The organism is Bacillus shivajii (assembly GCF_020519665.1).
Lineage (GTDB): Bacteria > Bacillota > Bacilli > Bacillales > Salisediminibacteriaceae > Bacillus_CA > Bacillus_CA shivajii.
Genome location: NZ_CP084703.1, coordinates 358,958 through 383,273, shown reverse-complemented (window position 1 = coordinate 383,273; position 24,316 = coordinate 358,958). Strand labels below are relative to the sequence as shown.

The 24,316-nt window shown below is 37.2% G+C and carries 20 protein-coding genes, 2 pseudogenes and 1 riboswitch; of the genes and pseudogenes, 12 read left to right on the top strand and 10 right to left on the bottom strand.

Features of this window, described 5'->3' with window-relative positions; all coding sequences use genetic code 11:
* Positions 1 to 75: 75 nt before the first annotated feature.
* The 3 genes from copZ to LGQ02_RS01950 all read right to left on the bottom strand — a co-directional run bounded on the left by copZ (position 76) and on the right by LGQ02_RS01950 (position 1,390).
* Positions 76 to 282, bottom strand: a complete 207-nt coding sequence (copZ, locus tag LGQ02_RS01960; RefSeq protein ID WP_226516580.1) for a copper chaperone CopZ — start codon at positions 280 to 282, stop codon at positions 76 to 78.
* 29 nt (positions 283 to 311) lie between these two features.
* Complete coding sequence (locus LGQ02_RS01955; RefSeq protein WP_226518189.1) at positions 312 to 587, bottom strand: metal-sensitive transcriptional regulator; 276 nt, start codon at positions 585 to 587, stop codon at positions 312 to 314.
* A 158-nt stretch (positions 588 to 745) separates the two neighbouring features.
* Positions 746 to 1,390: an NAD(P)/FAD-dependent oxidoreductase gene (locus tag LGQ02_RS01950; RefSeq protein WP_226516579.1), complete on the bottom strand. Its 645-nt coding sequence runs from the start codon at positions 1,388 to 1,390 to the stop codon at positions 746 to 748.
* A 307-nt stretch (positions 1,391 to 1,697) separates the two neighbouring features.
* Here LGQ02_RS01950 and LGQ02_RS01945 point away from each other — a divergent pair, with 307 nt between their 5' ends.
* The 7 genes from LGQ02_RS01945 (at position 1,698) to LGQ02_RS01915 (ending at position 10,643) form a co-directional block, all read left to right on the top strand.
* Positions 1,698 to 2,519: a squalene/phytoene synthase family protein gene (locus LGQ02_RS01945; protein WP_226516578.1), complete on the top strand. Its 822-nt coding sequence runs from the start codon at positions 1,698 to 1,700 to the stop codon at positions 2,517 to 2,519.
* Between the two features lie 352 nt (positions 2,520 to 2,871).
* A complete protein-coding gene (locus LGQ02_RS01940) occupies positions 2,872 to 4,011 on the top strand; it encodes a hypothetical protein (RefSeq protein ID WP_226516577.1) in 1,140 nt (379 codons plus the stop codon).
* Entirely contained in the window at positions 3,986 to 4,849 is an 864-nt protein-coding gene (locus tag LGQ02_RS01935; protein ID WP_226516576.1) for a diguanylate cyclase domain-containing protein, read from the top strand. Before LGQ02_RS01940 ends, LGQ02_RS01935 begins: the two co-directional genes overlap by 26 nt.
* Before the next feature lie 28 nt (positions 4,850 to 4,877).
* Positions 4,878 to 6,380, top strand: a complete 1,503-nt coding sequence (locus LGQ02_RS01930; protein WP_226516575.1) for a DUF2334 domain-containing protein — start codon at positions 4,878 to 4,880, stop codon at positions 6,378 to 6,380.
* Positions 6,370 to 7,662, top strand: coding sequence for a glycosyltransferase family 2 protein (locus LGQ02_RS01925; RefSeq protein WP_226516574.1), 1,293 nt, complete (start codon positions 6,370 to 6,372; stop codon positions 7,660 to 7,662). Before LGQ02_RS01930 ends, LGQ02_RS01925 begins: the two co-directional genes overlap by 11 nt.
* Positions 7,655 to 9,991: a cellulose biosynthesis cyclic di-GMP-binding regulatory protein BcsB gene (locus LGQ02_RS01920; protein WP_226516573.1), complete on the top strand. Its 2,337-nt coding sequence runs from the start codon at positions 7,655 to 7,657 to the stop codon at positions 9,989 to 9,991. The genes LGQ02_RS01925 and LGQ02_RS01920 overlap by 8 nt, the downstream gene beginning before the upstream one ends.
* A 457-nt stretch (positions 9,992 to 10,448) precedes the next feature.
* The gene (locus tag LGQ02_RS01915) at positions 10,449 to 10,643 is read left to right on the top strand and encodes a hypothetical protein (protein WP_226516572.1); all 195 of its coding nucleotides are present in this window, start codon (positions 10,449 to 10,451) and stop codon (positions 10,641 to 10,643) included.
* Positions 10,644 to 10,730: 87 nt separating this feature from the next.
* On the opposite strand, the pseudogene LGQ02_RS21430 reads toward LGQ02_RS01915, so the two are convergent.
* The 3 genes and pseudogenes from LGQ02_RS21430 to LGQ02_RS01905 all read right to left on the bottom strand — a co-directional run.
* Positions 10,731 to 11,363 (bottom strand): annotated as a pseudogene (locus LGQ02_RS21430) (methyl-accepting chemotaxis protein); the annotation flags it as partial.
* A 357-nt stretch (positions 11,364 to 11,720) separates the two neighbouring features.
* Positions 11,721 to 12,467 (bottom strand): annotated as a pseudogene (locus tag LGQ02_RS21425) (CHASE3 domain-containing protein); the annotation flags it as partial.
* A gap of 125 nt (positions 12,468 to 12,592) precedes the next feature.
* Positions 12,593 to 12,679, bottom strand: a riboswitch (cyclic di-GMP riboswitch).
* Positions 12,680 to 13,053: 374 nt separating this feature from the next.
* Complete coding sequence (locus LGQ02_RS01905) at positions 13,054 to 13,833, bottom strand: hypothetical protein (protein WP_226516570.1); 780 nt, start codon at positions 13,831 to 13,833, stop codon at positions 13,054 to 13,056.
* 305 nt (positions 13,834 to 14,138) lie between these two features.
* Between LGQ02_RS01905 and LGQ02_RS01900 the strand changes: the two genes are divergently transcribed.
* From LGQ02_RS01900 to LGQ02_RS01890, 3 genes are read left to right on the top strand one after another with little or no spacing between them, the layout of a single operon-like run.
* On the top strand, positions 14,139 to 14,771 hold the full coding sequence (locus tag LGQ02_RS01900; protein WP_226516569.1) for a TetR/AcrR family transcriptional regulator: 633 nt from the start codon (positions 14,139 to 14,141) through the stop codon (positions 14,769 to 14,771).
* Between the two features lie 14 nt (positions 14,772 to 14,785).
* On the top strand, positions 14,786 to 15,709 hold the full coding sequence (locus LGQ02_RS01895; RefSeq protein WP_226516568.1) for an ABC transporter ATP-binding protein: 924 nt from the start codon (positions 14,786 to 14,788) through the stop codon (positions 15,707 to 15,709).
* Positions 15,702 to 17,312 (top strand): ABC transporter permease, encoded by a 1,611-nt coding sequence (locus LGQ02_RS01890; RefSeq protein ID WP_226516567.1) that lies wholly within the window; start codon positions 15,702 to 15,704, stop codon positions 17,310 to 17,312. The genes LGQ02_RS01895 and LGQ02_RS01890 overlap by 8 nt, the downstream gene beginning before the upstream one ends.
* A gap of 413 nt (positions 17,313 to 17,725) precedes the next feature.
* Here LGQ02_RS01890 and LGQ02_RS01885 read toward each other — a convergent pair whose 3' ends face one another.
* A complete protein-coding gene (locus LGQ02_RS01885; RefSeq protein WP_226516566.1) occupies positions 17,726 to 18,118 on the bottom strand; it encodes a DUF120 domain-containing protein in 393 nt (130 codons plus the stop codon).
* A gap of 145 nt (positions 18,119 to 18,263) precedes the next feature.
* Between LGQ02_RS01885 and LGQ02_RS01880 the strand changes: the two genes are divergently transcribed.
* On the top strand, positions 18,264 to 19,205 hold the full coding sequence (locus LGQ02_RS01880) for a hypothetical protein (RefSeq protein ID WP_226516565.1): 942 nt from the start codon (positions 18,264 to 18,266) through the stop codon (positions 19,203 to 19,205).
* 129 nt (positions 19,206 to 19,334) lie between these two features.
* Here LGQ02_RS01880 and LGQ02_RS01875 read toward each other — a convergent pair whose 3' ends face one another.
* A complete protein-coding gene (locus LGQ02_RS01875; protein ID WP_226516564.1) occupies positions 19,335 to 19,793 on the bottom strand; it encodes a hypothetical protein in 459 nt (152 codons plus the stop codon).
* Between the two features lie 252 nt (positions 19,794 to 20,045).
* On the opposite strand from LGQ02_RS01875, the gene LGQ02_RS01870 reads away from it, so the two are divergent.
* Entirely contained in the window at positions 20,046 to 21,878 is a 1,833-nt protein-coding gene (locus LGQ02_RS01870) for an LTA synthase family protein (protein ID WP_226516563.1), read from the top strand.
* A gap of 63 nt (positions 21,879 to 21,941) precedes the next feature.
* Here the strand turns inward: LGQ02_RS01870 and nhaC are convergent, their stop codons facing one another.
* Positions 21,942 to 23,348: a Na+/H+ antiporter NhaC gene (gene nhaC, locus LGQ02_RS01865; RefSeq protein ID WP_226516562.1), complete on the bottom strand. Its 1,407-nt coding sequence runs from the start codon at positions 23,346 to 23,348 to the stop codon at positions 21,942 to 21,944.
* A gap of 383 nt (positions 23,349 to 23,731) precedes the next feature.
* Positions 23,732 to 24,298: a class I SAM-dependent methyltransferase gene (locus LGQ02_RS01860; RefSeq protein WP_226516561.1), complete on the bottom strand. Its 567-nt coding sequence runs from the start codon at positions 24,296 to 24,298 to the stop codon at positions 23,732 to 23,734.
* Positions 24,299 to 24,316 lie beyond the last annotated feature (18 nt).

Below are 24,316 nucleotides of genomic sequence, written 5' to 3'. Positions count from 1 at the left end.
CACGAGTTTAAGTACAGATGATAATATATTTAGAAAATACCGTGCTACAAAGTGCAACACGATATTTCCATTTAACTAAACTACGTCAAAACCTTGATCGTCGATCTCTTCTTTTATTTTCTCCAATGATATTTTACTTGTATCAAATTCAACATCAACAAGTCCTTCATCTAAGTTCACTTTCACACTAGAAACACCGTTTAGTTCACCCACACTGCCTTCAATAGATGATACACAGTGACCACAAGACATACCTTCTACTTTAAGAGTTTCTTTTGACATTTTTCATTCCACCTTTTAAAAAATATATTTTATTTCATTAATTTAGAAACAGTTTTCAAAAATTCATCAACAACTTCCGTGTCTTCTTCTTTTAACCTTTCCATCACACATGTTTTCATGTGACTGTCTAATAATAAACGTGAGACGGAATTTAGTGCGGATTGTACAGCTGACATTTGATTTAAAATATCATCACAGTACACATCCCGTTCAATCATGCCTTTGACACCACGAACCTGGCCTTCGATTCGGTTCATTCGTTTAATCAAACTTTCCTTCACATCCGATGGGACTTGACCGTGCATTTCATGTTCTTCACAACATGATTTCTCCTCATTTTCAGCGATTTCTAATTGCTCTGCCAAACCTCTCGCCTCCAATCCTACCATGTATCATCATAGATTTAATTGCATTATACTATACCCACCCATTGTATTTAAAGTGACAAAATTGTTAAAGCATTTCAAAGGTTCCTTTTACATTCCCCCGTCAACACTTCCTTTATTTTATCAAATCCATATCTATCCACGAATTTTGCCATTCTCTCTCTTTTTCTTCCGTTATTTCGGTACACATCTATGACACGGTCTACTAAATTGTATAACTGTTCTGGTTCTAACCCATCCTGCAACAAAACGCCTGTCTGTGCATCTTCTCCTACGGCCTTTCCCCCAATATACAACTCATAGTGATCTTTTCGTTTGATCACCCCGATGTCGTTAATCAGAGGTTCACCACATGCATTTGGGCACCCTGTATATGCTGGACGTAAAGTAAATGGTACTTCTTGGCCAGCAATTCGTTTATTTAATTCAATGGCAACTGGCATCCCCTCTTCTTCTGCTCCTTTACAAAAGTTACACGTTCGTAAGCTTTTCACATAAGGTCCTACTTTATAAACAGCTAGCCCTGCTTCTTCTAATTGTTTCGTGACCTCTTCTACTTTTGATTCTTCAACTTTAATTATTAATTGCTGAAAAGTCGTTAATTCAATTTCTTGATCTTCATCTAAATACTGACTTAAAATCATTAGCTGTTTCGGTTTCAGTTTTGCTCCAAAACCTATCCCACCATTCACTGCTAAAGGAATCATTTTAACTTTTGTCATGTTTAGCCCCCTCCATTTGAAAATTCAAAATTCTTATTATATGCATTATACAATACCCCACACAGGTATACAATGTATATTCTATAAACATTTTACTCTCTAAAAATGCGTAATTCTTTTCCTCAACTTATTGACACGTTATAATATCCTATAAACATAAAAAAAGGATAGTACAAGCATTACAATAAGTCCCCCTTTCACGTTTGAACGACCTGATCATAGGTTACAATAAAGAGAAGGTTTAAAGCTATGAAGCGGTTAATATGATAAATAGGAAAAAGCTTTCGAAAAAAGGAGAGGTTTCGACATGAGTGAGACGAGCCATTTACATAATGAAGCGATCGAAATGTTAAGGGATACGAGCCGAACATTTTTCATCCCAATTACCCACCTTCCTGAACGTTTGAAGGAAGCAGTTACAGGGGCTTATTTATGTATGAGGGCGATCGACGAGGTCGAGGATCACCCTGAGCTTCCTGCCGATGATAAAGTAAAGCTATTACGTTCGATTAGCGAAACGTTACAAGGCGAATCGTACAAAGATGAGCTTGCAGCTATTTTCAAAAACTACAAACATATTTTGCCTGAAGTGTCGTTACGACTTCATGATTGGATCACCGTTTGTCCAAAGGAAGCTTTACGTAACGTATTAGATTCGACTTCAACGATGGCTGATGGTATGGCTAGTTGGGTTGAAAAAAACTTTGATATCCAAACCAAAAAAGATTTAGACGATTACACATATTATGTTGCTGGTTTGGTAGGTGTCATGCTCTCCGATCTTTGGAAATGGTATGATAATATCGAAACAGATAAGGAATTAGCGATCGCCTTCGGTAGAGGTCTACAATCTGTAAATATCTTACGTAACCGTGATGAGGATTTAGATCGTGACGAAGTCGATTTCTTCCCAAACGGTTGGGGATGGGATGAAATGTTTCGTTATGCACGAAAAAATTTAGCAATGGCTGATCAATACATGGAAAGTATAAATAACGAGAAAATCCAACATTTTTGCCAGATCCCGCTTGCACTTGCTCATGCAACACTTGATGCTATAGCTGAAGGGAAAGAAAAAATTAGTAGAACGGAAGTCCATGATATTGTCAATAAAGTTGTCAATGAATAAGTAAGACGAGGAACTTTCTTCAAGGAAGTTCCTTTTTATTATGAACCATTTTCCTTAATATTGCTTTTATGATGTAGGAAATCAAGGAATCGGTACGTATTGACGATTTCTCGTCTTCCATTCATAAATATAAGTTCCCTTCAGGTCATGTTTCCATTTCACTACTTTATTTCTCAGTCCTCCACACACTTCAAATATTTTCCATTTTCCGATGTTTTATTATTATTTTTTTATAGGATGAAAGTTCGAGGCATTTTTACTTATATTACATAATACTATGAAACAATCGTATATAAGCAAAAATACAGTGTAAGCTTTGTTATGCACCCCTGTCCAAAAAGGTGGTCGTTTAATGAAAATTCATGTCATTTTACTCATCGTTTTATTCGTCATTAGCCTTGTTTTCCTTTCGCTTATAAACAGAAGTTCAGATGTTATCTTAGGAAGACAACTACCAGAAGTTAAGACGGCACCGAAACAAGAATTGTTGGCTGAACGTTTCATTAAAAAACATATGATCAATGATGATGGTACTTTTAAAACATCATTTATAAATACTAATGAAATGCCGTACTGGGCTGCTCAAGGAGATGAAACATTATCTGAATCATTAGGGCTATGGATGGAGTATGCTTTGCTAAAAAAAGACATCGAATTGTTCCACAGGGCAGCACTTACACTAGAGGACGAATTCCTTATGAAGAACGGATTAATACGCTGGAAAGTCCATAGTAAAGAAGAGAAAGAAGTCAATGCACTGATTGATGATTTAAGGATAGCACATACTCTTTATAAAGGTTGGAAACTGTGGAATGAAGAGTCATACCTTCTATTAAGTGAAAAAATCAGTGGCGCAATCGTTACACACAATATAGAAAATCATTTGTTTGTCGATTTTTATGATGGAAATTTAAATCAAAGCAGTACAAATATAACCCTTTCGTATTTGCAAATGGACCCAATTGGTCATTTGTATGATAGGGGGGTTGTACCATCAGAGACTTATGAACGAATATTAAACTTATTAAATGTTATATCACCTAGCTCCATCTTTTTTCCGACATCATACGATAGTGCTACAAAATCCATCACCTTTCATGAGATTGTTCATATGATTGATCAAGCGTATCTTGCTAGAAGTTTAAAATATGCTGGGATCGATCACAAATTATTTCTATCATTCATTCAATCGGAAATCGATAAAGGCAAAGTATATGGGAAATACAAGCGTAGTTCACTAAAACCTGCCGTTCATTATGAATCTCCAGCAGTGTATGGATTATTGGTTCTGTATACCATTGAGGCAGGAGAAAGCCAATTAGCCAAGCAACTTTATGAAAGAATGAAACAATTCCAAATTGCAGAAGAGGATCACATGTATTATGGGGGATATATTGATCAATACACAATGAACACACACATCTTCGATAACTTACTTCCTCTTTTAGCAGAGAGGAGAATGATTGATGCAACACTTATTGACTGTAAGTAAAAAGGTAAAGTATTTTATTTATCAACTTTCCCTTATTTTTTCTATCATGATCGGTGGTTATTACTTCCACTTAACTTACACGACCCAAACCGATATCCTTTACTTCCTCACCTTTTTAACACTCGTTGTCATCGGGGTGTTAAAAGGAAGAATTGTCAGTCTAGGGATTAATCTACTAATTATCTTTTTCATTGGTAGTTATAAGTTTTGGGAAGCGTGGGTGTTAGACCCGCAAGATTCACTAGAGCGACTTACTGTTACATTTGGATGGCTCCTTTTATTCCTTATCGGTTCAGCCGTATCGGGGATGAGCCATCAAATCATTACATTCATTTTTAAGGAAAATGAAAAGCTCCACCAAAAATATAATGATCTTGTTATGGTTGACTTGGATACTGGGCTTGATAACCGAAAGAGGTTTGAACTGATATTGGAAAAAGAGTTTAAGCGATCAGCTCGATATCATTATGATCTTAACTTGCTTTTAATTAAAACAAACCACTTCGACGATTTTGAAACACTTTATGGTCAAAAAGAGACGAGACACTTCACTCTAGAAATATCAAAAAAGCTTAATAAAAATACGAGAATTAGTGATTTTAGATTTAGAGTACAGAAAGATATATTTGCAATATTACTTACTAACACCCCCCGAGAGCATGTCGATGTTGTTATTCATAAACTAGAGCAACAGCTAACGAGTCATACATTATTAAACAGTAAGAAAGAAGTCACAACCTCATATTCATTCGGTGTCAGCCACTATCAAAAAGAGATGAAAGGGTTTAGAGATATGTATGAAAATGCTAAACAAGACCTTGAAACCTATATTTATTAAATCATCCTTTATAGGGTTATGTTTCCTTATGTTTCTCCCTTCTCTTATAAGTGCGCAAGAGACAGTAAATGAGCGTAAGACACCGGATATATTAGTCGTTTATCAACAAGGCGTAGACTCTTTGCACTTAAGTGAATTCATCAATTTAATAAGTTACTATTCATTTCATATCACTGTAAAAGCCGAAGAGGAAGTCACTAGCGATCATGTTCAAAATGTTACACACCTCATTTATTGGGGAAGTGATCAATCAACATTCCGTGACAAAGTTAAGGAGTTCATAAGAGGCTTTGAAGGTAACCTTCTACTCATTGGAAAACATAGTTTGGTACCCTTTAAACAAGAGTTTCCAATTTCTATATCAACAACGACACAAGTTAATGGCATCTCTTTTAATGGGAAAAGTCAGTGGCAGCACTTATCTGAACAGATCATGATAGATAAGGTGATTGTTCCCTCTAATGGAGCAACCGTTTTATTGGAGGGCTGGAAAGGGACATCTCAATCTTATCCTGTACTTATTCAGGATGATCAATTGTATTATCTTGGATTACAGACATTTTCTAACGAAGTTGTGCAACTTTATATTATTGAATCACTGCGTACGTTTTTTCAAGTTCCATTAAGTTCCGATCACAATTTCGTGTTAATTATCGATGACGTTCATCCATTAACAAACGTTGATCATTTAGAAACATTAACAGATTATTTATTAAACGAAAATATCCCATTTCTAATCGCCGTTCAACCTGTTTATTACCACTTCGAAAGGAAGAAAAATTATATACTCTCTTCCTCTCCTAGTCTCATTGAGCGATTACAATACCTTCAACACCAAGGAGCAGGAATACTTGCAAAAGGACAGTATAAAGAAAGAGACCTCTACAGGTCCATTCAAGAACTCGTTTCACATCACTTACCCCCAATAGGTCTAAAAATAAATGAACCTACCATTTCAATAAAAGATTTATCAACAATCTCGCAATTATCTTCTACGATCATTAGCAACTTCCATAAGTCATCACTAAAAGGTAACGCTCGTATTGCAAGTTTCGAAAGGACCGAACCATTTGTACTCATACCTAAATCGTTATATGTGACAGAACTAGATCCTCTATTATTTAGCAATCATTTTCAAAAAGAACTTGTTCAAATAGGAACGTTACAAGAAAGTGTAAACGGCATTATTTTCCCTGCATATTTAGAAGAGGAACTATTAACAACGCTCGTAAAATCTATCTATTCAACGTTTAACGACCCATTTTTTGACATGTTGCAATTAAACCATGAAGTAAATGTTCCTTATGCAAGCGTACAATTCAACAAGACGGAAGGCTATACAGTATATGAAGACATTCCCCTTTTTCAAAAAATGATCAATCGCTACTCGTTAAGTTTAATCGAGTTTATATTATGGGTTGTCGTCATAATCGTCGCTTTAACTATCAGCTTGTTTGCCATTCATACGTTAAGACTTCGTATTAAAAAACGAAAACGATTATTTGAGGAGAGAAAAGTGAATGGCAAATAACTTGTTCATCTTATCGTTAACTTTAATTTGGGTCATGCTGTTATATCATATGTTTTTAATGCAAGGCGGCTATTTTCACTTTTTAAAATACCAACACCCTATCGAAAAGTGGCGTAAGCAAATAGGAGATTATCCTTCTGTCAGTGTATTAATTCCTGCTCATAATGAAGAAATCGTCATCGAGCGCACACTTAAAGCGATGGTGAGATTTACTTACCCGAAAGACAAATTAGAAGTAGTTGTGATCAATGATCAATCAAATGACCAAACAGGAGAACTAGCTAGGAATGTGAGTAAGCAATACCCTTTTATAAAAGTTGTGGATACGCAAGCTCCTTATGCCGGAAAAGGAAAAGCGACGGCTTTAAATTATGGATTAAAGGCATCAACGGGTGAAGTTATTGTCGTATATGATGCTGATAACACGCCTGAACGTTCTGCTTTAAACTACTTAGTTTTAGGTTTAAACACTGAAAAAATAGGCGCCGTAGTTGGCAAATTTCGTGTGATCAATGCACAGAAAAACTTACTAACAAAATTCATTAATATTGAAACAATCGGTTTCCAATGGCTAGCACAAGCAGGTCGTTGGTTTTGGTTTAAAATCACGACGATACCTGGTACAAACTTTGCGATTCGACGGAGTATACTCGAAGAGCTCGGCGGTTGGGATCATAAAGCACTCGCTGAGGATACTGAACTCTCGATTCGTGTTTATAATCTCGGATATCATATCCGCTTTTTCCCCGCAGCAATTACATGGGAACAAGAGCCTGAAAATTGGAAGGTTTGGTGGAAACAAAGAACACGCTGGGCAAGGGGAAACCAATATGTCATTTTAAAGTTTTTAAAAAGTTTTTTTAAACTTAAGAGGAAAAACATCATCTTCGACTTACTTTACTTCTTTTTTACTTACTTTTTATTTTTAGTGGGGGTGATGCTTTCCAACACCATTTTTATCGTGAATCTTTTTTATGATTTGAATTTACAAATCGGAATAGTTGCTCTCATACTATGGGTACTCGCTTACCTTTTGTATATTACAGAAGCGATGATTGCCTTAAGTATTGAAAAAACAGAAATGACCGCTCAAAATTTTTTCGTCGTAGCGCTAATGTATTTTACTTATTCACAGCTTTGGATTTTATTAGTCATTTATTCGTTTTTTTTAGAGTGCAAACGTACTTTTTTCAAACAAGAAGTGAAGTGGGATAAAACAAAACGTTTCACTTCAAAACAGTCTTCTGATACGAACGGTGAAGGTGTGAAAGAACATGGGTAAACGAAATCATGATCTATATTCCAACGGCTTACTGAATCGAAAAGATCGGATTGCTCGTTCCAAAAAACGAGGATATCGTCCTTATAGAAAACGAATCAAGACAATAATAAAGGGCTTGTACACCTTCTCCCTCTTTTCTATACTCATTTTTTTAAGTGGAGCTACACCTCATTTCGTAACAACAATGGATTCAGAAAACGAAGTAGAAATAACATACCAAAACAACGAGGATATAAATGAAATACGTAATGAAAACAGTGTCATGTTAACAGAAGACAGCTTTGATGAAACCTCAATTGAAAGATTTTCAACTCACCTTGAAAACTGGTCTGCCCTTAGTCAAAGGGGAGAAACTAGAGAACATGGTCAGATCACCTCATTCGTTGCTGACGATGTAAAAATGGTCGGTCCTAGCCAGGTCGACATGTATTACGAAGCACCACTCTTAAAAAAAGGAGACGATCATTATATTTATTTAACATTCAGTCACTCTCCATTATTATTACCTGAAACATCAACATTGACAGTTGAGGTGAATAACCAACCTGTTCATAGTATGTTTTTAACATCTGAGACAGCAAATCATTCTTCCTTAAAAATAAAACTAGATGAGTCAATGGTAACGGAGGGATTTCATAAAGTTACTTTACTGTTTCAAGGATATATTACCGATGATCTATGTCAACGAGCTGTTGACCCTTCTAATTGGCTCGTTGTTCATTCCAATTCTTTCGTTCACCTTGATGTAGGTGACTTTGTACAACAAACGGACTTATTAAAACATTATCCTTATCCATTCATACAACCTGGTTATACTGAACCGCTACAATTTTACCTTGTCGTCCCTGACCATCCTTCAGAACCTATTATTTCAGCAGCAACTCAGCTTGCTCACTTTTTACGTTCACAAGTTCATACAAGTGATTATGCAGTTATCATCACTGAATCTGAAACATCCGCAATAGATGATTTAAAAAATATCATCGCAGTGGGGCGCTATGACGATTGGAATGGGATCATTAAAGAAACGTTAACAACGCGCAATTTAGATATAGGTCGTAACTACGTAACGATTGATACGTTTATTTTAGATGAGATAAACAAACAGTTTTTATTTTTTGGTGGGGATGAAAACGATTTGATTGAAAAGAAAATTCCTCTTTTAACTGAGCAACACGTTATTAAACAGTTAGCAGGGAGTTCGTTATCTGTTGCCCAGTTACCAGAGACAATAGACGACAATGAAGACATGACATTTGATTTGAAAAGTAAAGGTATGGAGGATTTGCACTTAAATTCTAGATTTAATACTTCACCAGTGATCCGTTTCGACCTTCCACTATATGGGGAAATCGAGGAACACCCAACGTTACATGTAAATATGCGTATATCTCCATTACTTCATGAATTGGTTGATGAAGGGGTAGACGAACACTTAGGAATAAACATTTATATAAACGAAAAGCCTTATACAATTCCACTAAGAAGAGCAGTTGCGCTAGTAAATGAAAGAAATGAGCTCACCTATGAGGTCCCTATCGATATTGAAGATATCAACGCCTCTAAGTATATTGAAGTTATCTTTTCTACGAACCTTGTTAGTCAAGAAGTCGACTGTATACAAAGAGATGATTCTACACGCTGGATCGAAATTGAAAATAGTAGTTTTTTTGATTTCTCTCTTGTTGAAAGCTCAGAGATTAACTTTTCGAATTGGCCAGCTCCTTTTGTAAATGCTCACGGCTTACAAGATACGACGTTTATTCTTCCTGATAAATTAAATGGCCAAATGCTGAGTCAGCTAGCACAATTGACCTCTTCAATGGTTCCACACAAGGAAAATATCAGAAATCTCAATATTGTATATGAACGTAATGTTGAAGATGTAACAAGCCATTTCATCAATGACCATATCATCTCCCTTCATGAAAAGCTTTGGGATACGAATGAAAACACTTTATCGAGTAGCCCTTTTCTTTTAGAAACGTTACAATACATCGCCCTTATTGAACCATCCCTTTGGAATGAAGAAAAAGCAATGGCCACCTTCCAGCCATTTATCACACCTAGAAAAGATCAACCATTTTTTGACCCAGAAATGTTAGTCACTCTTCAAGAAAATGATAAACGAACAACCACCATTGGAATGAGCCAATCCGGAAACGTCATCTTAGACGAAAAACAATTATCTGTTGTAACACCAACTGTTCCTACCACGGAAGAACCAGCACTGCCATGGTGGATTAGCCTATTATTTATCATCATCTTCCTTTTTTCCATATTTCTATTCGTTCTTTTACTGAAAAAGAAAAGAACAAATGAAGATTAAAAATGAAAAGGTTTCTGCCCCTTACTGCATAAAGTGCACGTCAGGGGTAGAACTCCCATCTCTTCTCCTCCCTCCATTCCTCACATACCAAGGTATCAACATTGAGCTTTAACACAGCCTTTTATTAAAGAAAAAAATCAACATTTTTGTCAGATCCCGCTTGCACTTGCTCATGCAACACTTGATGCTATAGCTGAAGGGAAAGAAAAAATTAGTAGAACGGAAGTCCATGATATTGTCAATAAAGTTGTCAATGAATAAATGACAGACTTGATAGCATTGAAATTAAAGGCCTGGTGTACATTCACCACGGTCTTTTTATTTTTCTATACTTTTTCAAGACTCGTTTACCTCTACTGTTACGGTTCACTTTGAAAATAGAGCATTTTATTTTTCATTCATTAACAAGTTTTGTAAGATAGAAAAATATGAGACTTCTCCAAAGGAGGTACTTCAAATGAACGTTCTTATTATTATTAGCGGTGTTATATGCCTTTTAGCACTAGTGACAACAATCATCATTGGAATTAACCCGAAAGATGAGAATTATACAAATACAACAATAAGTAAAGTAGTATGGCTTTCAGTTATTTATATCGTCACTTTTATTCCACTCACGGTTTTCACACTTCTTTATTTTGTTATGCGATGAAATTCACAAAGGTTAAGACTAATAAATCAAAAAAACTAGTGACAGAACCAGCCTTTAAAAGGCTAATCCTAACACTAGTTTTTCAAGCTATAATTTGAACTTACTTACCTCTACCTGTAATTCCTCCGCCATACTTGCTAACGTTTCAGCAGCTGATGTAATCTCCTCCATTGAAGCCATCTGTTCTTCTGCCGAAGCCGCTACAGTTTGCGCATACCCAGAAGATTGTTCCGCAACATTTGCTGCCTCGTTAACCGATGCAGCCATCGATTCAGATCCAGCTGAAATTTGTTGCACCGCTGCAGAAACTTCAGTAATTTGCGTCGAAATATCTACAATAGATTTTGATATCGAACCAAATTCCGTCCCTGCTTCATTTACAGAATTGATTCCTTTTTGAACAGATTCTCGACCTTCTCCCATCACTGAAACGGACTGATCAATCCCTTTTTGGATATCTTCAACAAGATTTCCGATTTGATTCGCAGAGTGATTGGACTGTTCCGCTAATTTACGCACTTCGTCAGCAACAACAGCAAACCCTTTTCCATGTTCCCCTGCTCTAGCAGCTTCGATTGCGGCATTTAATGCTAATAAATTCGTTTGTTCCGCGACATCTGTAATTAATGAAATAATACTACCAATTTCTTTGGACTTATCTCCTAATTGACTGACGACATTCGCAATCTCTGCCGTTTTTGTATCAATTGCTCCCATTTGTTTAACAGCATTTTCAACAACCTTTGTTCCGTTTGCAGACTTTTCATCTGCTGTCGCACTCGAATAAATTACGGATTCAACACTTTTAGCAATTTCCTGCATACCACTTTTGATTTCACTTGCCGTTTGATTTGCCGAGTTTGTACTTTGAACTTGATTATCGGCCCCTGTCGCTACTTCTTGAATGGACTCTGTAATTTGATTCGTTGCCTTACTCGTTTCTTCTGCGCTAGTTGTTAACTCTTCTGAAGAAGCTGCCACTTGTTCTGCATTCGTTGAAATCTGAGAGACCATATTACGTAAACTATCAGTCATTTCATTGAACGACTCATTTAAGTCATATACCTCATCACGGCTTTTAACTGTCAGCTTCTCTATAGATAAATCGCCTGAAGCTAATTGTTTTGCATTTTTCGCTAATCCGATAATCGGTCTTGATATTAGGTTTGAAACGATAATTCCAGAAACAATTGCTAAAATGAATGCAATGACACTCATCGCAACAACAAATACCATTGCTTGGTTCGTTTCTTGAGTCGTTTGCGTATATTGTTCCTCTACAACTCCATCTAACCATTCTGTAAATCCTTCAGCTTCGTCTGCCATCATTCTACCTCGGGGAATGATATAATTGACTGTACGGTCAATTGCTCGATCGATATGGGTATTCCCTAGGTTTAAAGCTAAATTGACTTCTTCCATATATTGTTCATTCATCTCTTCAATTACATCTAAACGTTGCACTGTTTCCTCAATAGTACTCAACGCTTTTGCTTCCTCAATTAATAGAAAGATTCGTTCATTCGCTGCCTCTAATCTTTCAAGCTGTTCTTCGTCTTCAGTTAATAAATACCCTCGCATATTACTACTTTGCCGACTAATATTGTACTCAATTTCTGAACTAATATTTCTTACTTCAATGACCGTATCAATGATATAACTATAAGAATTATTTGATTGATTCATATTTATGTAGGAGACTACGCTTGCCACACCAAAAATTAATGAAACGAACAAAAAACTAGCAATTAACTTTGTCCTTAACTTAAGTTTCAATTTCCTTGCATGATTGTCATTCTTTTTTTTCTTGAATTTCGAAATCATTCTTCACCCTCCACTTAATTTTCTTTGATGACTTTTAAATACTTTTTTCCAGCTCACATTATGGAAAATAAAAAAGACTATTCTAAAATAGTAGAATAGCCAAACATTTACCTAGGTATATCGTATTTGGTAACCAGGCGATCATAGTGACATACACCTTAGACCCTAGGCTTTGCGTCCTATCCTTTCGAGATAGTTTGCCTTTTACATGATTATTTATATTTACTTTTCCAATAAAATCTATTCTATAGAATAATCTTACATAAAGCAACAAAAAAATAGGAAATTCGACACACCCTGACGAAGAATTTCATTTACAATCATTGGAATCTAATCTGCTCTTAAATGGGGTTAACTTATCATATCAACTTCTCGAACAAAAAATTGCCCGCCAGTACGGCAAGCAAAATAGAAAAGGTAAATATTATTTTATAAGTTTTAATGAAATCCCAAGTTATTAGTTTGTTTGTAACTTAGGTACATTCACCTAAAACCATTATTAACTCATTAACTCTTAACGCTCTTCCCAAAGAATTCTCCCTCTTCAAACGTGTGAGGGGTTAGCCCAACGTTAGTGGTGAGTATTTCACTTGCATACATCCAAACCACTTTTTATTACTAAATAGAACTTTTCGTCTTGCACCTTTATCCTTTCTAGATCACACTCGATTTCATTCCTTACTTCAGGCAACCAATTGCGTTCTTGTAGGATTTCAACCATTTCTAATCGCAAGAGCCAGTCGTATTTATCTGTCTTCTTCAATTCCTCCCAAACTGCTGCAATGACAACAATTCCAGCAGTCTGAATACCTGTTCTCACACCTCTGATTTGTTCATATAGATCATTTAACCGAGAGAGTGTAGTCAATGTATTATTACCGCTATGACTATTCAAATGATCATGAAGACAAAACATTGGGATTGTTTCTTCAACAGATAAATGATACAACCCACAATTTGGATCAAATAAAACTTCATCTTCATATGTAACAAAGCAATCACGGAAAGTCACCTGTATCGTTTTATCGTTTTCCCTTATAACCTCTGTAACAATTCCCCTTACTTCAATGCCACTTGTAAATAACAAACTTACTCCTTTTCCAACCGATACTCCAAGCATTGTAAGATCCTTCTCAGTAAGATCCTGAAATTTTCTAGTTACTCCTTTTAATTGGTTAAATGGCTTAAATCTCTTTCCACTTTCTTGGTTACCCTCCCCATTTATATTTAATAGCCATGACATAAACCTTCCATTAACAACCCCTTTATGTACATCATGCTTTTGACGTAATATAAATCTTTTAATTGCAGTTTGAATTGCGGTAAACCTTTCATTACAATGCGTAGAATCAGATTCTGTCAGCATGCAATAATCCTCCCCTTATTATAAAATCATGGATTTGCATTTTTTTCTCGAGAACTCACCTTCAAATGGCTTAACCTATTGTCGACTCTATAAGTACACAAGTTACACATTCCCTTATATTTACAGTATAAAACTTATTTCCCTAATTTTTTGTAAATAAATATGAATATCGAATTACTACGAAGTTATCTGATCCATAAGACACATTCCTTATGGAAACTTTTTATAAATTGTATTGACCACCCGGTCGATACGGTGTTAACATAGTGTTGACCATGTGGTCAACACGCTTTAGGTAAAGGAGGATGGCACGTATTAACTCACCATTTCACAAACTAGCAGCAGAAAAAAAACAGCGCATTATGAACGCCGCTTTTGAAGAGTTTATTCAAAAGGGTTATGAACAAGCATCAACAAACGCGATTGTTAAACGAGCTGGTATCGGAAAAGGAACGTTGTTTCACTACTTCAATAGTAAGAAGGATCTCTTCTTATTTTTGCTCGACCACTGCATTGACATCAGTGACAAAGAATATATAGACAAAATTGATACAACCGAAGGGGATATCATTAAACGATTTAGAGACGCAGCCTTGTTGAAAAAAAGGATGATGGCAAAATACCCCTATTTGTCCGATTTCATCCTTGTAGCCTTTTCATCAAATTCAAGTGAACTAATCAACGCATTACACGAACGTAGACAAACACTAGAGAAAAAAGGGATTGGTAGAATTTACGAAAACATTGATACGACTCTTTTTAAAGACGATCTCGATGTAGAGAAAGCATTACAGCTCATTACGTGGGCACTCGATGGCTATCGAAATGAAAACGAACGAAAACTAAAAGGAAAAACGTTCACCCTAGAAGAGTTCGATCTGCTTCATAAAGAATTTGACGAGTATCTAGAAGTATTAAAAAAAGCTTTTTATAAATAAGTGGGGTGGAGAAAATGTCATTAATTAACATGACGGGAGTTACAAAGCATTATGGCAAGGTAAGAGCGCTTGACGGGCTTGATTTAGACGTGCGAGAAGGGGAAGTTCTCGGTTTTATCGGACCAAATGGTGCTGGTAAGTCGACAACAATTCGGATTTTGCTTGGTCTCCTTCAAAAATCAAGTGGACAAATATCAATGTTTGGCAAAGACCCTTGGAAAAATGCTGTTGAATTACACCGTAAAATCTCTTACGTACCAGGAGACGTTAACTTATGGCCCAATTTAACAGGTGGCGAGGCGATCGACTTATTAGCACGACTACGGGGAGAAGTTAATCAACAACGTCGCAAAGAGTTAATTGAGCGTTTTAACCTTGACCCAACCAAAAAGTGTGGTACGTATTCCAAAGGAAACAGACAAAAAGTAGCATTAGTTTCTGCCTTTGCTTCTGATTCTGATTTATTTATTTTAGATGAGCCTACTTCGGGACTTGACCCATTGATGGAAGCAGTCTTCCAAGAATGCGTAGCAGAAGTAAAAGCTCGTGGAAAAACAGTTTTACTTTCAAGCCACATCTTAGCCGAAGTAGAAAAGTTATGTGACCGCGTTGCAATTATTCGCGAAGGAAAAATCGTAGAATCTGGATCATTAGATGAGCTTCGCCATTTAACTCGTACATTCGTTACGGTTGAGACAGAAAAAGAAATCACAGGTATTGATACGTTATCTGGCATCCATAACCTTGAATTGAATGATCGTGAGGCAAAGTTCCAAGTAGAAACCTCTCAAATGGGTAATACTTTGCAACATTTAACACAATTTGAGGTGAAAAATTTAACGAGTACGCCTCCTACATTAGAAGAATTGTTCATGCGCCATTACGGTGATTCAGAAAGTAAAGATGGTGACACGCAAGGAGGTGACAAAGGTGAGTAAAGAGCAAACCTTTACTGGAACTGGTACGATGCTCCGTTTCATGTTGCGTAGAGATCGTATTCGAATACCCATTTGGATCATAGCCATCACTCTTAGCATTGTTATCTCACTCATTAGTTTTGAAGAGTTATATGTAACTGATGCTGAACGACAAACAATGGCCATGACGATGACAAATCCCGCTGCGATTGCACTTTCAGGTCCTGACCTTTATTTAGAGAATTATACTGTTGGTGCGATGATCTCACACCAAATGATTGGGATGGCTGGAATTGTTGTCGCTTTAATGAGTGTCCTCTTCATCGTCCGTCATACGCGTAAAGAAGAAGAAACTGGGCGGGCTGAGTTAATTCGAGCTTCTGTTACAGGAAGACATGCGAATACTACTGCAGCACTCATCCTCGTACTTGGGTTGAATATCGTTCTTGCGCTAGTTTTAGCTCTTAGCATGGGGGGATTAGGGTACGAATCCGTCACTTGGGAAGGTTCGTTTTTATTTAGTGTTGCATTAGCTTCGATCGGCTTTATTTTTGCTGCCATTGCGATTTTTTTCGTTCAACTCATGGAAACTGCTCGTGGAGCGACGGGATTCGGTACTGGAATGATCGCCGTAGCCTTTACTTTACGTGCTGTTGGTGACATTGATAACAGTCTCTTATCATGGCTTACGCCAATTGGCTGGGCACAACAAACGGCAGCGTTTGTTGACAATGATTGGTCACCATTATTGCCTAGTTTTTCTTTCACAATTATTTTTACCTTAATAGCTTATAAGTTAAGTACAATGCGAGATGTTGGAGGCGGAATGATCCGCCCTCGCCAAGGACGCGCTCATGCCACTTCATTATTGACGAACCCAATCGGTCTTGCTTATCGATTACAAAGAACGAGTTTGATCATTTGGAGTTTTGCCTTATTAATATTCGGAATGTCTTATGGGGCCTTTCTTGGAGAAGCTGAAGAAATGATGGCTTCAATGGAAGATACGCTCAATGAAATGCTTCCTCAAATGGAAGATGGAGTGATTGCTGATAGTTTTGCCGCAATGTTTATCTCTGTTTCAGCAATGGTTGCCGCGATCCCTGCTTTACTAAGTTTATTAAAGCTTCGTGGTGAAGAAAAAGCCGGGCGTATTGAACCACTCCTTTCAGGGGCATTAGCGCGAACTCGCCTGTTAGGAAGTTATTTAGTCATCGCCTTACTTGGCAGTGTTTTCTTATTATTTATGGCAGGCTTTGGCATGGGGATCACGGGAAGTCAAAGTATGAACGATTCTAGTTATCTACTTGACTTGACGATCGCAGGGTTAGCTTTTGCTCCTGCTTTATGGGTAGCAATCGGTTTAGGAGTGGCACTGTTTGGTCTGTGGCCTAAAAAAGCAGCATTTAGTTGGGCAGTAGTTATTTACGCATTTTTCGTCGTCTATTTAGGTGGCGCTTTACAGTTGCCTGAATGGGTCATGAATTTGTCACCATACGAGCACATCTCAAGAATACCTGCTGAAGATTTAGTGATTACGCCGTTACTTAGCTTAACTGCAATTGCTATTGGATTAATGATTGTCGGTATAACTGCATTTACAAAACGTGACATAGATATGTAAGTTGATAAAGGGTTAAACGCACTGGATTATTGTGTCCAGTGCTTTTCTTTGAGTAATTGTATCATTTCTTCTTCGTTTGGCTTCTTACGTGGAATGATTACTTCTTGCGTGCGATCATCCTCTCTCATGTGCTATCATTTCTTCTCATGTGGATTCAACACCTACTCCTACCCCCCTCTGAATACACTACTTTTCCTCTCACATCAAACAAAATTACCTTCCCTCAATCTAATTTCTAACTCAGATAATTCGACAACTGACCATATACAGCAACCTATGTCTATCGAAATTGGCTGAACCTCCACTTATCTTATCGGAAAAAAGTTAAACAAACGTTTGTTTAGTCCGTACCTCTTCACACAATAACTGAATCCCCCAGGTATCTACCACCTGGGGATTAAGGAAAAAGGTTTTCACTCTTCCTCTTTCATGAATTGAACTTGAACTTCTACGACATCGCCGTCCTTAAGGTTGTATGTGTCTCTTAATTTCACGTCTGTTGCGATTTCGATAATTGTTCTTGGGTGCCCCCCTTGCCCCGATGCATTTTTATCGGTCCGAAGTATAAATGCTCTTCTATTGAATATTCTACACTCTTGCAAACTAACAGATACTTCTCCACCATATTCTTCTCGCTCCAACCTTATTGAATCACTTGGTAAATCATAAGGTTCTTTGAGTTTGATATTTAAAGTACCAGGAAAGAGAACCATTCCTGTTTTTTTCTTATAGAAAGAACTAAGTTTTTCAATCCAATAAGAAAAATTCCCATATCCACTAACCACTTCTCCTCTTAACCGTTTCATCCTCTCCCACCTTTTCAACCAGTCCTCTTTTACACCTTATTCTACCGTTGAAAAAGTTTTCCTTCTTATTGCCACCCAACCAACCTCTCAAGAAGTTGAAACGTATAAAGTAGATGAAACGTATATATTGTTAGGAGGGTGAGATATGCTGACTGATTTGAACGAAAAACTAAAACTTGTAAAAGAAAAACAGAGGAAAAAGCAAAAATGGACAGATCATTTAAAGCGCGCGGAACATTTTTTAATCGAAGAAAAAAATCACGCCGCTAAACTGAAAGCTCAGTTGGAGAAAGAAAAAGAAGATGTTGAGCGTCTTGAGAGTTTTTCATTAACAAATGTTTTTTATTCACTGACAGGAAGAAAGCTCGAAAAGCTTGATGAGGAAAAGCAAGCAGTGCTCTCTGCAAAACTCAAGTACACAGAAGCGAAGGAAACGGTTGAAGATCTGGAAAAGGAAATTGCTGAATATGAGTCATTATTAAAAACTGTTGCTGATTCGGGTAGAGAATATCGACGACTATTGGCTGAGAAAGAAGACTTAATCCATGATTCTAACTCTCCTTGGAGTATTGAGTTGTACGCATTATCAGAAGAAGAGGCCGAGCTTCAATCGATGAAAAACGAATACGAGGAAGCAATTGAAGCAGGCCAATTTGCACAAAAAGAAATAAAAAATGCTATCGACTCACTAAATAAAGCTAAAGGCTGGTCAACATTAGATATGTTTGGTGGCGGAATGATTACAACAGCGGTCAAGCATAGTCACCTTGATACGGCCAAGGATGATATACATGAAGCTCAGAAGCAATTGCGCCATTTTCAAGAAGAACTGCAAGACTTAGAAGATCATTTTCATGCAAACTTAGATATTGGGAATTTCCTTACTTTTGCTGACTACTTCTTTAATAGTTTGATTGTAGACTGGATGGTGCACGGAAAAATCACCGATTCATTAGAGCAAATCGAACGTGCCGAAAGCCAAGTAGTGACGATGATGAACAAGTTAAATACAGACCACAAGGAAATTAGCGAAAAGTTAGCAGAAACGAAGAAAGAACGACGTAAATTACTCGAATCTGCTACATGATTACCTTTAACTAAATGGAGCTTCGTCTAAACTCGTTCACCCCCTGTGGAAGTGAACGCTAGTTGAAGTTCGTCTTCATACGTAAATGTCTCCCCATTAAAAGGAGGCTGTGCATGACAGCCTCTTTTCTCATCTCTCATATTTTCGAAAAAATGTTTTGATCGATAATGCACAGTGATGAAATGTAAACATCGCATACGTAATGGCTATTACCGGTACGAGCGGAATCCACGGTTCATCTCGAATATACTGCCTTGTATCACTCAACATACTTCCCCACGTTCCTAATGCATTTTGCACTTCTACCGGACCCTCCTCCATCGTAAACCACTCTTGAGCAATAAACATTGATAGGAAACCGAGTTGGCCAAGTAACAACTTTACCTTCGCAAGCTCTTGAAAAAACAACATAGCCATCGTTGGCCCAAAGTGTCGCACATCATACTTCATTAGCCTAAACCAGCCATTTGACCCTGTGCTAACTGATGCTTCATAAAAGGGCTCATTACGTAAATGTTGCCATTCGTTTGCGAACAAAAAGGTAAGTCTACCTGTTTCAATGGCAACTAAAAGTAAAGTTCTTGCCACCCAACATCTAAATATGGTTTTAAAAAGGAATTCGAATGTACATATTTAAAAGAGGCGATTATATTTTGTAACTCCAATGTTTATACACCAACAACACATATACCATATAGGGTTGAGCTTAGGATGACTAGCCTCTTTCCTTCTCCCTAAGAAACTACAAAATCATGTAAAAACTATATATTCGTTGTAAATACGAACTTTCGTGTATTACGATATCTTCAAATGCGTTTCAACGTAAGGTGGTGATTCCTTTTGCAAAGCTTCTTCCGCAACCATCGTTTTATGTTATTATTCCTTTCAGTCATTTGGTTGAAAACGTTTATCGTTTCTGAAGCTACTTTCCATATCAATATTAATCAATTTTTAGAAGCACTCATTTTTGCACTTAATCCATTGATTTTTTTATTTACCATATACAGCATTGGCTTACTATTTAAACCAAAAGCACAACTGTTCTATTACTTCGCGTTAAGCATGGTACTTTCGGTTATCTTGTACTCAAACGTTGTTTATTACCGCGAGTTTAGTGATATCATTACACTTCCGATGCTGCTTATGAGTTCAAATATGGGAGATTTAAGCACAAGCATTTTTGAGCTCATTCATATTGCCGATATCCTTTACTTCATTGATCTTGCTCTACTTGGATTTCTCATTTATAGGCAACCAGTATGGCTAACTGTTACAAAGATCCAGTTTAACAAGGCAAAGTTTCCAGCAATCATTTTACTTCTTTTACTTGCGGTTGGTCTCACACAACTGAAGGTCGTTGACCAAAAATATTCGTTTAACCGCGACCAACTTATACAAACGCTCGGGATTTATAATTTTTATCTGTATGATGCATACCTTCATACACTAACGACTACTCAAGTGATGTTTTCTGAAGAAGATGACTGGTCATCGATTAAGGAATATTTAGAAGAAAACCGTGGTATGTCAAACCTAAATTACTTTGAAGCAGCTAAAGACATGAACGTCATCGTCGTTTCACTCGAGTCTGTGGAAAGTTTTGTTTTCGGTGAAACATTAAACGGTGAGGAGATCACTCCATTTTTAAATGAACTCATTGAAGAGAGCTATTACTTTGAAAACTTTTATTATCAGACGGGTCAAGGGAAAACATCTGATGCAGAGTTTATCATTAATACCTCCTTGTACCCGTTAGGGCGAGGCGCTGTTTTCCTTACTCATGATGAAAATGAATATCGTGGTCTCCCTGAAATTTTATTAAATCACGGTTACCATACAGCAACATTTCATGCGAACAACCAATCATTTTACAACCGGGATGTCATGTACCCGAATTTAGGGTATGAAGACATTTATTCATTCAGTGATTACAATATTTCAGTCATGAACTCTGTCGGTTGGGGAATGAAAGATATCGATTTTGTTGAACAGTCGCTCGCGTTTATTGAAGAGTTACCACAGCCTTTTTACGGAACGATGTTAACATTAACGAACCATTTTCCTTATGAGCTAGATGAAGAAGATCAATTTATTGATGAGTTCGATTCTGACAGTGAAATCGTCAACCGTTATTTTCCAACGGTAAGATATACTGATGAGGCGATGCGTGTACTCGTTGAAGGGTTGAAAGAAAAAGGTTTATATGAAAATACTGTTCTCGTCATGTACGGCGATCATTATGGCATTGCAAGCAGTCATTATGGTGAACTAGGTAAATTTCTAGATAAAAGAATTAATATGTATGAAGCCATTAAGCTTGAGCGTGTACCGTTGATCGTTCATATCCCTGGTATGGAAGGAGAAACCATTGATACCGTCTCTGGGCAAATCGATGTCATGCCAACACTTTTAAATTTACTTGGTATTTCTGAAGAAAATAAAACAATGTTTGGCTCTGACCTATTCTCCTATAACCGAAACGATTTCACAGTATTACGTGATGGCAGTGTTATTACAGACGATCTCATTTACTCAAATGACCGCTGTTTCGACCACGAAACAGGCGAAGAGTTAAGTTTGGCTACTTGCGAACCACTCAAAGAGCAAGGGGCTCGTGAACTAAATTTTTCTGACAAGATTATATACGGAGACTTGTTCCAGTTTCTTGACTAAATGCAAAAGAGCTGCCCTTCCTGGATGTTTTTACATGCAGGAGGGACAGCCTTTTTTATATTTTTATGATGATTTTACTTCTGCCTGATTTTCTTCTGTGTACCAAATAAATTTACCTGTGTATCCATAGAGGATGACAAAGAAAATGGCCGCAAAGCTTAACCACATATATGGTAGATAAGCTAGCGTCGGAACACCAAACAAGGCAACCATAAATATTCCATTATCTGACCACGGAACCATACCAGAAGTTAATGTACCTCCGACTTCCGTATTTCGTGATAACACTTTACGATCAACCTTTAACTTATCATAATTTTTCTCCATAATTTTTGGCGTTAAAATTAATGATACGTACATCGCACATCCAAACACATTGGCGAAAAATCCTGTTAGTAACGTCGATACAGAAAGTCGGCCCGTGTTCGTAATAAACCTCGTAAAGGAGTCGACAATGACTTGTAAGGCTCCAATATGGTTTAAAACCCCACCAAAACCAAGGCCTAATAAAATAACAACGATTCCACCAAGCATGCTAACAATACCGCCACGATTTAATAAGTCATCTAAAAATTCACTTCCTGATGCAATCGTAAATCCGTTATAAGACGTTTCAAGTGCTGGGACAAAATCCATACTTTGGAAAAACACAGCCCAAATCACGCCAAGTAGTGAACCGAATGCAATCGTCGGAACAGCTGGTTTTTTCATCGCGAGTAATATAATAACGATTGCTGCTGGAATAAGCATAAGCAAACTAATATTAAATGTGTCATCCATCGAAGACAGGATCGAGTTAATACGCTGTTGATCGACCGTACCATCAATGACTGTAAAACCAACAACTGTAAACGCAATTGCACTGACGACAAAAGCAGGTATACTTACATATAACATAGAACGAATATGATCAATCACATCGACTTTTGACATTGATGCGGTTAACACCGTACTATCCGATAAAGGTGAAAACTTATCACCGAAATAAGCTCCTGATAGGACCGCACCTACAACCATTGGCATTGGAATTCCTAACCCTTCACCAATTGCAACCATTGCAATTCCTGATGTACCTGCCGTTCCCCAAGATGTACCAGTTGCTAAAGAAGTTAAACAACAAATAATTAATGTTGCTAACAAGAAAATACTTGGATGAATCGTTTCTAGACCAAAGTAAATGATACTAGGAACAATTCCTCCAGCAATCCACGTACCGATAAGAGCACCGACAGCGATCAAAATAAGTACCGCGTCGAGCCCCCTCGAGATCCCTGCTTTAATCGCTTCTTGTAAACTTTCATAACTATAACCTAATCTCTTACCTAGTAAAATCACAATAAAAAGTGAAATAAAGAGTGCTAGTTGAATAGGTAATTCAAATGTTGACGTAAAAGAAAAAGCAATAACTAAAAATAAACCTAGTACGATAATGACTTCAAATAGAGTAGGCTTTCTAATCGATTCGCTCATTTTATCCCTCCTATTTTTATTCAATGGTGATATAGATTCTTACATCTGTCGACTGAACGTTCGCTCACATAACTTACGAAAGAAATGAATTTTGATATAACTAACACTGTATCACATAAAAGCAATAAAGTTAAAGTGTTAAAGCACTCCACTACTTTCCATCCAGAAACAATTACTCCTCTTCACTTTTACAAGAACCGAAATCCCCTTATGTATGACACGAATGCCTTTATTCACCCCCAAATATGATTTATTTCACTTAGTTATAACGAATAATATACCAGGAATTGTCTTAAAAAACAAAATGTTATAATAATTTACAAGATAAAAAAGGACTGCCCGAGCCGTGTTTTTCACGTCGGACAATCCTCCATAAACTATCATTATTTTTCCACTAAAATCGTATAAACGTCATGCGTTTCAAACGTTTCATTTACTTTTAATCCTGCCGATTCGATATCTTTTTTGAGCTCTTCAGGTGCTAGTCGCTCATGTAAAGGTGGACCAACTTCGCCCTCAACTCTTGCCCACTCAACAATCGCTGCTTTACCACCATCACGGAGCATTCGCTTTATTTCATGAAATGCTTTCACACGATCATCAACTTCATGCATCACAAAGGCTGCGACAATACTATCGACACACTCGTCTGCTAGAGGAATCTCCTCTAAATCTGCTTCAATAAACCCTACGTTTTCAAAGCCTTGCTCTGTCGCTCTAACGCCTAGCATCCCGAGCATTTCCGGTTCAACATCGACCGCATAAACTTCACCTTTCGTACGTTCAGCGAGTGGTAATGTGAAATACCCATTTCCCGCTCCTAAATCCGCGGCATTTCCTTCTGCCGGCAATGCTAATAAATCAGCAACCCATTCTGAGTCGATCAGTTCTTTTCTTTTCGGATCTAATAACCGTTCTGCTTTTTCGGGATTAAACCTGTGACCTGCCATTCAAACTCTCTCCTATCC

Bases quoted from the DNA above. Each gene is read 5' to 3' on its own strand.
- copZ (WP_226516580.1), bottom strand. From the start codon at position 282: ATGTCAAAAGAAACTCTTAAAGTAGAAGGTATGTCTTGTGGTCACTGT.
- LGQ02_RS01955 (WP_226518189.1), bottom strand. From the start codon at position 587: ATGCACGGTCAAGTCCCATCGGATGTGAAGGAAAGTTTGATTAAACGA.
- LGQ02_RS01950 (WP_226516579.1), bottom strand. From the start codon at position 1,390: ATGACAAAAGTTAAAATGATTCCTTTAGCAGTGAATGGTGGGATAGGT.
- LGQ02_RS01945 (WP_226516578.1), top strand. From the start codon at position 1,698: ATGAGTGAGACGAGCCATTTACATAATGAAGCGATCGAAATGTTAAGG.
- LGQ02_RS01940 (WP_226516577.1), top strand. From the start codon at position 2,872: ATGAAAATTCATGTCATTTTACTCATCGTTTTATTCGTCATTAGCCTT.
- LGQ02_RS01935 (WP_226516576.1), top strand. From the start codon at position 3,986: ATGCAACACTTATTGACTGTAAGTAAAAAGGTAAAGTATTTTATTTAT.
- LGQ02_RS01930 (WP_226516575.1), top strand. From the start codon at position 4,878: ATGTTTCTCCCTTCTCTTATAAGTGCGCAAGAGACAGTAAATGAGCGT.
- LGQ02_RS01925 (WP_226516574.1), top strand. From the start codon at position 6,370: ATGGCAAATAACTTGTTCATCTTATCGTTAACTTTAATTTGGGTCATG.
- LGQ02_RS01920 (WP_226516573.1), top strand. From the start codon at position 7,655: ATGGGTAAACGAAATCATGATCTATATTCCAACGGCTTACTGAATCGA.
- LGQ02_RS01915 (WP_226516572.1), top strand. From the start codon at position 10,449: ATGAACGTTCTTATTATTATTAGCGGTGTTATATGCCTTTTAGCACTA.
- LGQ02_RS01905 (WP_226516570.1), bottom strand. From the start codon at position 13,833: ATGCTGACAGAATCTGATTCTACGCATTGTAATGAAAGGTTTACCGCA.
- LGQ02_RS01900 (WP_226516569.1), top strand. From the start codon at position 14,139: ATGGCACGTATTAACTCACCATTTCACAAACTAGCAGCAGAAAAAAAA.
- LGQ02_RS01895 (WP_226516568.1), top strand. From the start codon at position 14,786: ATGTCATTAATTAACATGACGGGAGTTACAAAGCATTATGGCAAGGTA.
- LGQ02_RS01885 (WP_226516566.1), bottom strand. From the start codon at position 18,118: ATGAAACGGTTAAGAGGAGAAGTGGTTAGTGGATATGGGAATTTTTCT.
- LGQ02_RS01880 (WP_226516565.1), top strand. From the start codon at position 18,264: ATGCTGACTGATTTGAACGAAAAACTAAAACTTGTAAAAGAAAAACAG.
- nhaC (WP_226516562.1), bottom strand. From the start codon at position 23,348: ATGAGCGAATCGATTAGAAAGCCTACTCTATTTGAAGTCATTATCGTA.
- LGQ02_RS01860 (WP_226516561.1), bottom strand. From the start codon at position 24,298: ATGGCAGGTCACAGGTTTAATCCCGAAAAAGCAGAACGGTTATTAGAT.